The organism is Candidatus Zixiibacteriota bacterium, from assembly GCA_040752815.1.
GTDB lineage: Bacteria > Zixibacteria > MSB-5A5 > GN15 > FEB-12 > JAGGTI01.
Window position 1 is genome coordinate 120,176 of sequence record JBFMGC010000004.1, and the last position, 11,909, is coordinate 132,084.

The following is an 11,909-nucleotide window of genomic DNA, read 5'->3' on the forward strand; positions in this document are numbered from 1 at the left end:
GCTAAACTGTTAGGATTTAAGGACCTGCGCATGAATCTGGACCGTCAACGCATCGAGACCATCTTCCTCGAAGAGGAGATGAAATCGTCGTATCTCGACTATTCCATGTCGGTGATCACCAACCGAGCTTTGCCGGATATTCGCGACGGTCTCAAGCCGTCGAACCGGCGCATCCTGGTGGCCATGAATGATCTCGGCCTGGCACCCGGCAAGCCGTTTCGCAAATGCGCCAAGATCTGCGGCGATACGTCCGGCAATTACCATCCGCATGGCGAGCAGGTGGTCTATCCGACGCTGGTGCGCATGGCGCAGGACTTCAATATGCGCTATCCGCTGGTCGACGGGCAGGGGAACTTTGGCTCGATCGACGGTGACGAGGCGGCGGCGATGCGCTACACCGAGGCGCGTCTCACGCCCATTGCCATGGAGATGCTGGCCGATCTCGAAAAAGAGACGGTCGCGTTCATGGACAATTACGACGGGACGATCAAAGAGCCGATGGTGCTGCCGGGGAAATTCCCGAATCTCATCTGCAATGGGACCACCGGTATAGCGGTCGGCATGGCGACCAGCATCCCACCGCATAACCTCAGGGAGATAGCCAAAGCGATCGAACTTGTGATCGACGATCCCGAGTGCACCAACGAGGACCTGATTGAACTGGTGCCCGGACCTGATTTCCCGACCGGCGGCATTATTAACGGCCGCGAGGGAATCCGCCAGGCCTATCGCACCGGCAAGGGTCATATTGTCGTTCGCGCCAAAGCGGTGATCGAGCACATGCGCAGCGGGAAAGAGGCCATAGTTGTCACCGAGCTGCCGTTCCAGGTCAACAAGGCCAACCTGCTGGAGAAAATCGCCGACCTGGTTCGCGACAAACGTCTAGACGGCATTTCGGATCTGCGCGACGAGTCCGACCGAGACGGAATGCGTATCGTAATCGAGCTCAAGCGCGATGCCCAGACCGACGTGGTGCTCAACCAGCTTTTCGCTCACACCACTATGCAGACGACATTTGGTGTGATCATGCTCGGACTCGATAAGGGGATTCCACGGGCGCTTTCCCTGCGCGAACTGATTCAGGCCTGGGTTGATCACCGGCATGAAGTCGTCACGCGCCGGACGCAGTACCTTTTGCGCAAGGCCGAGGAGCGGGCGCACATTCTCGAGGGGTACAAGATCGCGCTGGATAATATCGATGCGGTCATCCAACTGATCAAGAAATCCAAAGACACACCGACCGCCCGCGACGGCCTGATGAAGAAATTCAAGTTGAGTCAGATTCAGGCCGATGCCATTCTGGAAATGCGCCTGGCCCGGCTGACCGGCCTCGAACGGCAGAAAATCGAGGAGGAGTATCTCGATCTGATCAAGCGTATCGCCGAGTACAAGGCCATTCTCGAATCCAGGGCCCTGCGCATGCAGATCATCAAGGATGAAACGAAGGAGATGGTGACGAACTACGGCGACGAGCGCCGGACGGAAATCCAGGATGCCGCCGAGGAGCTGACAGTCGAAGATCTCATTGCCGAGGAGGAGATGGTCATTACCATTTCGCACCTCGGTTATGTCAAGCGGCTTTCGGTGTCGGCGTATCGTCGCCAGCAGCGGGGCGGACGGGGCGTCAAGGGCATTCAGACCAAGGAAGAGGACTTCGCCGAGCACATATTCATTGCCAGTACCCATGACTACATTCTGTTCTTCTCCGACCAGGGGCGCTGTTACTGGGTAAAAGTGCATGAAATTCCGACCGGCGGCCGTCTGACCAAGGGCAAGCCGATTGTGAATATGTGTGAGATGTCCAAAACCGAGCGGGTGGCCGGGTTTGTTCGCGTGCGCGAGTTCGCCGCCGACAAGTACGTGGTCATGGCCACCAGGCAGGGGGTGATCAAGAAGACTGCGCTCGACGCCTTCTCGCACCCGCGCAAGGCCGGGGTCGCGGCGATGACCATCAACGGCAGCGGCGACGAGCTGATCGGTGCGGTGGTCACCGACGGTAACTTCGAGATCGTCCTCGCCACACGCAAAGGGATGGCGATTCGCTTCCCCGAAGACAAGGTAAGACCGATGGGTCGCACCGCCTACGGTGTCAAGGGGATTAATATCGAAAAGGGTGACTACGTTGTTGGTATGGTTGCCGTCCGGCGCGACAGCACACTGCTTGTGGTTACCGAGAACGGCTACGGCAAGCGGACATCGATTGAGGATTACCGGGTAACCAATCGCGGCGGCAAGGGTGTCATAAACGTAAAGGCTTCTGAGCGCAACGGCGAGGTGGTAGCGATAAAAGAGGTTCTTGATACCGACGAGTTGATTCTGATCACGCGCAACGGAATTGCCAATCGCCAGGCGGTGAGCCAGATCAAGGTCATCGGACGTAATACTCAGGGCGTGCGTTTGATTCATTTGGATGAGGGTGACACTGTCACCGATGTCGCCGTGGTGGTACAGGAGGAGTAGGGCGGGTCTGCTTCAAACCTGCCTCGGTGGACCTTCCCTCGGAGTGACATCGTGCTGTCGGGCGACCCTGCCCGACAGATCCGGCGTTACAAATTCCTCTTCGGTGCCCCACCCTTTGGAGGCCGTCCCAAAGAACGCCGAAACAGTTGCGTCAGTTCTTGCCCCTTTTGCCTTGACCGTTAAACGAGGCAGAAGGGGCGTGAACTGACGCCCCTAACGCACGCTCGGTCAACGGCGTCAGGTCACACTTCGGGCCCGACCCGCGGAGCGAGTCGGGCCCGAAGCAAGACCTGATGCAAGAGATCGAGGTTTTGAGACACCCTCTTTGGAGTGGGTTGAGATAAGACAGGACAACGACCTCGTAGCGAACGAAGACGTCCACCACGCACAGCGGGATCGACCCGATCATGACCTACACCGGTGAACTTGCCGCCCTCACAACCGCGCTCTGCTGGTCGTTTACGGCGCTGTTCTTTGCCGAGGCCGGCCGCCGGGTGGGCTCCTTTCGTGTAAACTCCATTCGCTTACTTTTCGCCGTCGCGATTTACGCCATAGTTCTGCTCGTTTCTTCCGGGCGGCTGTTCCCGAGCGACCTGAACCGCACTCAGGTCTTCTACCTGGCGCTCTCGGGCCTGCTCGGGCTCGTTATCGGCGACGGCTGCGGATTCAAGGCCCTCGTCATGATCGGCCCCCGCCTGCTGACACTTGTCACGGTCACGGCGCCGATCATGGCCGCGGCGATCGCGTGGGTATTCCTGGGAGAGCGCCTCCAACCGATTTCACTTCTCGGCATCGTTATCACAATCGCCGGTGTGACCTGGGTGGTGATCGAACGGCGGTATCAGAACCACAATCAATTCAACCTCGCTCACGATCATCCCGATGCCGGCACCCTCGCTCGCGGCGTCACGCTTGGGCTGGTCGCCGCATTCGGGCAGGCGGCCGGACTGGTATTGTCAAAACACGCGATGCTCAATGCGGGGAGCATTTTGGACCCGCTGCCGGCGTCGTTCCTGCGCATGCTCACTTCGGCCGTAATGATATGGATCTACGCGGTTATTCGAGGCCGATTTGGCGAAACTCTCGGCGCACTGCGCGATCGCCCGGCCATGCTGTACTCGATCGGCGGCGCCGTGTGCGGGCCGTTTCTCGGCGTCTGGACTTCACTAATTGCGGTAGCTAAGATTCCGGCCGGCGTTGCGGCTACTCTCAACGCCACAACCCCGATTTGGATCATTCCCAACGTGATCGTTTTCTACAAAGAAAAAGTCTCGCTTCGTGCCTTCTTTGGCGCTATACTGGCCGTGGGTGGCGTAGCCGTCCTGTTCATGGCCGATGAAATACTTGGACTATTCTAAACTGGCGGGTTTTATCGCGAAGCACTACGCGGGCTCCGTCGATGAGCGGCGGGTTGGTCGTCTGCGCCAGTACGAGTCGGACTATGTCGACATCGTGCGGTTTTTCGGCCCCGATGGCGTCCGGCCGTCGGATGTTCGCCTCAACTTTCTCGCCGAATCGTTTCGCATTGTTGATCCGACTATTCGCGAATTCGCCCAGCGGATCGCCTTCCAGATGCGCGCCGAGGGACGCATCTACAGCGGCCCGGCAGTGATGAAACTGGCTTCGGCAGACCTCGCTTCCGGTACTCCGCACCTGGTTGTTCAGCCGTGTGACTTCGGTCTTCAGGCCGGAACCTGCCTGGCCCTCGATCTCCCGGACAGGCGATTCCAGTCGGTGGGCGGGACGCTTCGTGACTATTATCGCCGGGGGTGCATCGTGCCGACAATTGACAACAATCCGCTGGCGATTTGTATTGGCGTGTGTGCGATGATGATTATCGACGAACGCGGCGATCGCTTCCTCCATCGGGTCGAGCGCTCATCGCGACTCGCTTCGCTGCAGAACACCCTCGGCCCCTCGGTGGCCGGCATGGTCGACTTTACCACGAGGTCCCAGAATCTATCCGATCTGATTGAGACTGCGGTGTCCATGGAAGTGGCCGAAGAGCTGCACCTGCACCGGGATGAATATGAAGTCGTGCCGCTTGCCTGGGCGATCGAGCTGTTCCGGGGGGAACGACCACAAATCTTTTGCCTCATTCGCACGCTTCTCGACCGCGAGAACATCGGCGCGCGTCTGGACGCCATTCCGAGCAATGAGCGCGAATTCGCGTCGTATGCCTTTGTTCCCCTTTACGGAGGTTCCCTTCTCGATCGCAAGGACATCGATGCCCTCAATTTCGAAGCGCGGATGAACTACTATTTGGCGGAAGAACACTTGAATTTGTGACAGCGCGGCAGGTCGCAATGGCACCAATCAATAGTAAGTGCAGGGCAGACTTGCTTCACGCCTGCGACCTTCCGCTCGGCAGGCGTCAGATCTTCGTCGCGCCCCTCAGGGCGTGGCGTCCCGAGGCTTGTTGGCTCAATGATCGTTCCGGCCTATGCCAGAGCGAGAGGCTATGGATTCCCGATTCAGGGGACCGTTGAAAAAGCCCAACGCAGGGTCATTGTGAGTGGAGATGCGCCGAGTTCACGCGGCCGCATCGTAGCGCGGCAATCTCAACAGGTTATGCAGGTGCAGGTTGGGATTGCCACGTCCCGTCCGCGAAGCGCGGTCGGGACTCGCTGATGGCGGATCCGAGGGTTGGTCAACGCTCCATCGAGACTGGCATGACGGAGAGAAAGAGTAAGGTGGGAAAAGTGTTTACGGTGCCACCCCACCCGCAAGCGGGTGGGCCATCAGCGTGGTGGGCCACCGGGAGTAGCCCACCACGCTGTAGATGTACCCTTAGAGTTACAGGCAATCGGGCAAAACGACCGACGGACCTGTAATGAACAGGTAGTCGATCAGAATCGTCACATCGCCGATTGTAATATCCTCGCAGGTCGCCCCGGCACCGCCAGACTGGTTAATATCAGCCTCGGCGATACAGGTAATCACACCGCTACAGGTTCCAGTAATGAACTTGGCGTCGATCATTGTAGTCACGTCGCCAATGGTCGGCTCGTCTTCACCGGAGTTATTGGCGTCGCCGACCCGGCCCACACAGCACGAGACCGGCGGCGTGCAAGCCGGCCGCAGATGGCCGAGCATCCAGGCCCTGGCCTTGTCGATCGACACCGCCAGGTCTCCCGTAGTGCCGCTCAGCAGACTCACCAGGGCTGAGAACACGTAGACGGTGTCGTCAGGGCCAATGGTCAGCCCGTTCGCGAAGGTCATCAGCGTATATTGATCAGCCGATGACAGGTTCGGGAAATAACCGGTCTCTTGCATGAGATTGTAGATTTCCTCTGGTACGAACGTGCCGGTGGCGAAAATGTCGACAGAATTCAGACGCGTGTGCGCATTAGGCGGGGCCACGCTGGTGTCCACGCAACTGGTGCCGCCATAGGCTATACCGAGCAGCGCCTGGCCGCCGTATCGGGTGGTATTGTCCTGACAACCCGAGCCGATACCGCGAAGGAAAATGGCTCGGCTTGCGCTGAGGTCAACGCCAATGTTGTTGGCTGCCGAAGAAGTCGGCACGTCCCAATCAATCGCCTCGCCTATGGCCACGTTGGTATGAGTGGCACCGTCCCACGAGTATACTTTCAGCCGCTGGATGACAAAGTTACAGGTATCGAACTCCTGCGGTGCGAAGTAGGCCTTCTCGATAGCTATTGCTGCGTCATTCGTAACGAACGTGCCGCTGTTGAAATACTCTGCATCACCAGTGTATACAGTCGGCTGCATCGGATTGCCGTTCGACGGCCGCAGGAAGCGGTTGTTCCCGTGCAGGTAGAAATCGAGCAAGTACTCGCTGCCGGTGAATCGGCCTATCACCGGCGTGCCGTCATAGGCATAGACCGACGCGCAGTCACCCTGGAACCAATAGTCTAGAGTTACCCCGGCTGTTCCCTGGCGGGCGAAATTCCCCTGGTCACTAACCACAAGCGCCACGCACGGAGAGTAAACCGAATCGAATACCGGAGGCATGGGTATTGCCTCGCAGGCATCACCTACTCCATCCAAATCCGTGTCCGTCTGAGTCGGATTGTACACCGTGGGGCAATTATCCAGGGCACAGGTGGTCGCCGGATATCCGTCGTTGCCGAATCCGTCGCCGTCGGGGTCGACACAGTTGTCACAAATATCACCAATACCGTCGTTGTCCAGGTCGGCCTGGTTTGCATTCGGGACACTGGGGCAGTTATCACATAGGTTGCCGACACCGTCGCCGTCGCTGTCGGTGGCATCAGGGCATGGAACAACCGTCGAAAACATCGATCGGCCATGCGTACCGGCGACCAGTTTGCGCGTTTTGGCATCCATTACCAGGTCGATCACCGCCGTGATCGGCATACCCGTCCCCAGCGGAGCCCACGAGGCACCGAGATCTTCAGTGACGTACACACCGACGTCGCTGGCTACGTACAAGGTTTGATCCTCGTGAGGATCGAGGATGACATCGTTTAGCGGAGCATCGGGCAGGTTACTGCTGATATCGGTCCAGGTTGCGCCGTAGTTGGTAGTGCGATAGATGTGCGGAAGCTTGGACCCTTCGGCGACATACCCTGATATTGTAATGTAGCAGATTCCGGCGTCGGTGGGGTCCACGGTTAGCCGCGTTATCCACCGATCGGGTAGAGTTCCTCCGATATCGGTCCAACTGCCGCCACCGTTGATGGTGACAAACACTTCTCCACTCCGCGCACCCGCATACACAACATCCGGATCGCTTTTGGCCGAGGCGATAGCTGTTATATAGCGGCTTCCGGCCGTGAGGTCGGGACTGATGGGTGTCCAGTTCGCTGCACCATCGACCGTGCGATAAACCAGTTCTGTTCCGTAATAAAGAACCTGCGGATTGCTCTGGTCCATGTCGATTGGAGTGTTCCACCCGTGGGTTTCGGTTCCGCCCGGATCGATGCCGTTCTGCGCCCAGAAGAAACTAAATCCGCCGTCGGTCGACTTGAACAGATTTCCAAACTGCGACTCCGCGAATACGATATTGGAGTTCGTGTAGTCCACCAGGCAGTAGAAGCCGTCACCACCCAATATACGCTCCCAGTCACCCAGGTTACCTGTCAGCGTGCGCATCGTGCCGTTGTCCTGCGTGCCGCCGTAGATTTGCTCCGGGTTGTTGAAATCCATGGTGATGGCGTAGAACTGGGTATTGTCCATGTTGTAGTATGTGGTCCAACTGGAGGCTCCATCGTTGGAGTAGTTGACACCACCGTCACAGCCGTCGTAGAGGACATCGGGGTCCGAAGGTGAGATGTACAGAGCGTGATGGTCTACGTGCGTGGTGCCGGTCACATCGAACCAGCTTGCACCAAAGTCCGTGCTCTTCCAGAGCGTGACACCAAGCGAGTAAACGATGTTGGGATTGCCCGGCGCCACCCTAACCTGACCAAAATACCAGCCGAAGCCGCCGTAAGTCCCCGCGATATCACCGTCATTAACCTGCGTCCAGTTGACGCCGAGGTCGCTGCTTCGATAGAGACCATACAAATTGTAATTGCTGCCGATTATCAGCGCGTAACAGTAATTCGAACTCGGATCGATTGTCACCCCGATACGGCTGAAGTCATTGGGAGCAGGCAAGCCGCCGGTGCCGGAAATCATCGTAAATGTCCCAGGATCGCCCTGGGCGGTGGAGCGGTAGATGGCGCTGGTGGGGCCGAACCCGAAAGGCCAAGTGGCTGCCAGCACCGTCCCGGTCGACGGGTGAAATGCTACATCGACACAGCCGGTGGAATTATCGACAAAAAGCACCTGCGTCCAGTTCGTACCGCCGTCCTCAGTTCGATACAACCCCCGATCAGGCCCGGCGCCGGCAAAGCGCGCACCCTGCACCGCAACAAAGACACGGTCGGAGTTGGTCGGATCGATTACTATCTTGCCTATTCTGGCTGTCGCCAGGGGAAGGACATTGGTCCAGGTGGAACCGCCGTTGACACTCTTGTAAACGCCGTCGGCTTCATAGGAATCAATCGAGTTCGATGGTTCCCCCGGCCCGACCCACACAACTTGAGGATTATTCGGGTCGACTGCGACCGCCCCGATGGAGTACGTGCCGTCCTCACCGAAAACGATATCCCAGGTCGCACCGAGATCGGTCGTTTTGTACACCCCCCCGGACGCGGAGCCGGCATAGAAGATATTAGGATCGGTCGGATCCACGTCCAGGGAGCTTATTCGGCCGGGGATGTTGGTCGGACCAGCGGTGGCCCAGACCACGGCATCCGCGCCCAGCGCGGCCTCCTGACGCCGTGCCAGGTACTTGGCCTCAGCCACAGCCTCGCGGTATTGTAGCTGGGGAATGCTGTCGTAAGGAAATGCGCGCTGTTCGAAGAAGTAATCCGACGGCTGCCTTTTGAGCCTCGGGGGCTTGTTAAAACGCTTGTGACGATAGTACTCGGCCTCCGAGGGATCCAGATCCCAGGGGGCCTTTTCGGTTATCGGCAGCATAAAGACAGCGGCCAGCGCGCCGGCGGCCACTACCAGAACCGGTCCGAACAGCTTTCTCATGGACTCACCTCAAGCTTTAATGAAAGTCCGGGGAGCCTGGACTTAACTTTAGTACGTAACCCGGGGTAGTTAAAGTTGGTCAGAAACGTGTGATGAAAGCGACCCGGTGTTTCTCAGCTACTATAACAAAATGGGCCGGCTTGGTCAAGCGAAACCCGCATGCTCCCGGATCGAGCTTCCGCCGGCGCGTACTGACACCAGCCGTGCTTCCGTGGCGAGCAGACTAAGACGCGGATCGCTTTGCGATAATCTCGACTCGACAAGCGTGCGGGCTACACGTCCGGTGCTTCCTGTTTCCTGACCCAGCGCGAGTAAAGCAGCATCCCTAAAGCTGAGGCAATGCCGATCGCAGCGAACTGGTACCATAGTTTGTATGGGTCGTAGACGTTCCACAACAGGTCGGTGACTTCCTGGGCGGACTTACCCGTGATCTCCATTAACTTATTGACCGCGTCGGTACGTTCGACACCGGTGATCCCGAATTGCGTCTGCAGATAATCTATGGCCAGGTTGGCTTTATCGCCGAGATTATCGTACACGTGGCCCGCGAACAGAGATCCAAACGCCCAGCCGATTCCGTTGGGAATGTTGGCGTACCCCATGTAAAGGCCCTTTTTGCCTTCGGGGGCAATCACCCCGAGGTATTCATTCATCTTGGGCGACGCCAGCATCTCGCCTACCGAGAAGAATAGGATGCCGAAGAGACAGAAGTAGCCCGACGTCGTAAACCCGGCCAGAACCAGGCCGATCGATGAAACGGCGATCCCCATCAGTATCGATGTCACCCGGCGCATGCGCGAAACCAGATACGACACCAATACGACCGCGAGCACGATCAGTCCCGAATTGATGTTGATCATCCACTCCTGGGAGATCTGCGGCGAGCGCGGCGAGTTCTGCTGCAGCATCCAGTCCGGCAAGCCAAGGTCGTGCACGACGCGACTGCTGTTGACCCAGTCGACGATAAAGTTGGGGAGCATGTCGAACAACTGCATGAACATGAGCCAGAAGCCGGACATGATGAGAATGAACACCAGCAATTTCAGGTTGAAGATGTTCTTCAGCGTGATCCAGAACACGTGAAACGGGTCGCCCTTCTGCACTCCGCCGGCCGGCGGATCCTTGTATGTGAAAAGCATCAGCAGATTTAGCGAGACTATCCCGGCGCACCCATAGAAAACCGCCGGCCAGGATATCCCGTATAGAAAGTGTGCCAGCGGCGGGCCGAGAAAACCGCCTATGTTTACGACCATGTAAAACGTCCCCCAACCGACCGATGAATTCTGCTTGGTCAGCGACTGGCACATGGTGCCCTGCACGCCGGGTTTGAAAATCGCCGTGCCGAGGGCGAGCACGCAGCAGCCGATCAGGAACGGCCAGAATTCGCGCTGGGTCGCCATCAGGATGTAACCGAGGACTTTGATGAAGATCGACGTGGCAATGGTTTTCTTGTAGCCGTACCGATCGGCGAAGCCACCGGACAGAAAGGGCGTCAACGACTGAAACACCGCCCACCAGAAGAAGATGATGCCCTTCTCGGTCTGCGTGAAGTGAAGGCCGTTGATCTCATCGGCCTGGGCGATGTAGATGGGAATGACGACCCGCACCCCGTAGTAGGCGAGTCGTTCGAACATCTCCATGATGTTGACCATCCAAAACGGGCGGCTCATCGACGCAAGTTGGCCGAAAAGTCCATGGGGAGCGGCGGATTCGGCGGAAGGTGTGGACATGCGTAATCCTGATGTTTAGGGGTTAGTGCATTGGTGGAAGTAACAGCGCACGGGCGAATAAGTCAACAACGGCCACTTTCGGTCAGAGTGAAGGTCCGAACATAACGAGAAATGCACCCGTCACGCCAAGTACGATGGCTATCAAACGGACTGCTGTGATCTGCTCCCTCAGTATGAACGCGGCAAAAACAAACACGAAGATATTACTCGTCTGGTTTAGCGCCGCCGCGGTTGCGGCCTGCGTGTACTTCATACCAGCCAGCCATAGGACCATGGACAAGTACGCTCCAAGAAACGAACCGAGCACAGTGTACACCCAGCGCTGCGGCGCATGGATTGAAACGAGTATGTTTTTTCGCGAGGGATGCAGCGCCAGCACCAGAGCCAGGACAATCAGGCCGCCGATCAGGCGGATCTCCGTGGACCACATCAACGGAGATCGGCTAAGCAGCGGCTTTATGAGCACGATCCCAACCGCCATGGTGAACATGGCCAGCGCACCCAGCAGCACGCCGACCAGAAGATGGCGGCGATCCCTGGTGACTTCGTGCCGCTCGATCATTATTGAAAGCACGGCGGAGACGATCACCACCAGCCCGGCCACCTGCCAGCCGCCCAGAGTCTCGCCCAGAAAGGGAATGGAAAGTGCGATGATCGATGGACTGTAAAGACAATCAACAATCGCCGAGCGTCCCGCGCCGAGCATATTGAGACTTATGAAGAAGAGGGTGTCGGAGATACCGATGCCGAGCGCGCCGCTTAAGAGCAGCATCAGGTAGTCCGTTGTTGGCGCGGGCCTGAGCAAGACTTCGCCGAACAACCAGGCCGTGGGCACAAACAGCAGTACCGCCAGAATGTTCTTAAAAACATTTAGACCGACTGGATGCACGGCCTCGCCGCTCTTCTTGAAACAGACTACCGCCAGCGCCCAGACAACCGCCGCCAAAAGAGCGAAACTTTCCCCCAAGTATCCTCCTGACTCAGACATACGGGAGCGGAAGGTAACGGCTGGGGCAGCTCTATTCAAGACCGAATTGGCGAGTTAGAGGTTCAACGGACGTGCGGGTTTGCAAAACAAAACAAAGCGGCCACCCCTTTGGGGGTGGCCGCATCGCTTGATCCAGAGAAGCCCGGGGCTTCTCAAGAATCCGTTCGGTCTACAGGCAATTCGGCAGGCCGAGCGACTGACCCGTTATGAACAGG

General features: G+C 57.9%; 6 protein-coding genes. 3 read left to right on the forward strand and 3 right to left on the reverse strand.

The annotated features are described in order from the left end of the window. Positions 1–30: 30 nt before the first annotated feature. The 3 genes from gyrA (at position 31) to AB1772_02415 (ending at position 4,749) form a co-directional block, all read left to right on the forward strand. Positions 31–2,460, forward strand: coding sequence for a DNA gyrase subunit A (gyrA, locus tag AB1772_02405; protein ID MEW5795190.1), 2,430 nt, complete (start codon positions 31–33; stop codon positions 2,458–2,460). Positions 2,461–2,867: 407 nt separating this feature from the next. Then, entirely contained in the window at positions 2,868–3,818 is a 951-nt protein-coding gene (locus AB1772_02410) for a DMT family transporter (GenBank protein MEW5795191.1), read from the forward strand. Further along, positions 3,796–4,749, forward strand: a complete 954-nt coding sequence (locus tag AB1772_02415) for a hypothetical protein (protein ID MEW5795192.1) — start codon at positions 3,796–3,798, stop codon at positions 4,747–4,749. The genes AB1772_02410 and AB1772_02415 overlap by 23 nt, the downstream gene beginning before the upstream one ends. A gap of 507 nt (positions 4,750–5,256) precedes the next feature. Here the strand turns inward: AB1772_02415 and AB1772_02420 are convergent. The 3 genes from AB1772_02420 to AB1772_02430 form a co-directional block, all read right to left on the reverse strand. Further along, positions 5,257–8,976 (reverse strand): thrombospondin type 3 repeat-containing protein, encoded by a 3,720-nt coding sequence (locus AB1772_02420; protein ID MEW5795193.1) that lies wholly within the window; start codon positions 8,974–8,976, stop codon positions 5,257–5,259. Between the two features lie 272 nt (positions 8,977–9,248). Beyond that, on the reverse strand, positions 9,249–10,706 hold the full coding sequence (locus AB1772_02425; GenBank protein MEW5795194.1) for an MFS transporter: 1,458 nt from the start codon (positions 10,704–10,706) through the stop codon (positions 9,249–9,251). Between the two features lie 82 nt (positions 10,707–10,788). Beyond that, complete coding sequence (locus AB1772_02430) at positions 10,789–11,673, reverse strand: DMT family transporter (protein ID MEW5795195.1); 885 nt, start codon at positions 11,671–11,673, stop codon at positions 10,789–10,791. Between the last annotated feature and the right edge of the window lie 236 nt (positions 11,674–11,909).

Excerpts from the sequence above, each read along its gene's own strand:
- AB1772_02410 (MEW5795191.1), top strand. The coding sequence starts at position 2,868 with ATGACCTACACCGGTGAACTTGCCGCCCTCACAACCGCGCTCTGCTGG.
- gyrA (MEW5795190.1), top strand. The coding sequence starts at position 31 with ATGAATCTGGACCGTCAACGCATCGAGACCATCTTCCTCGAAGAGGAG.
- AB1772_02415 (MEW5795192.1), top strand. The coding sequence starts at position 3,796 with ATGAAATACTTGGACTATTCTAAACTGGCGGGTTTTATCGCGAAGCAC.
- AB1772_02425 (MEW5795194.1), bottom strand. The coding sequence starts at position 10,706 with ATGTCCACACCTTCCGCCGAATCCGCCGCTCCCCATGGACTTTTCGGC.
- AB1772_02420 (MEW5795193.1), bottom strand. The coding sequence starts at position 8,976 with ATGAGAAAGCTGTTCGGACCGGTTCTGGTAGTGGCCGCCGGCGCGCTG.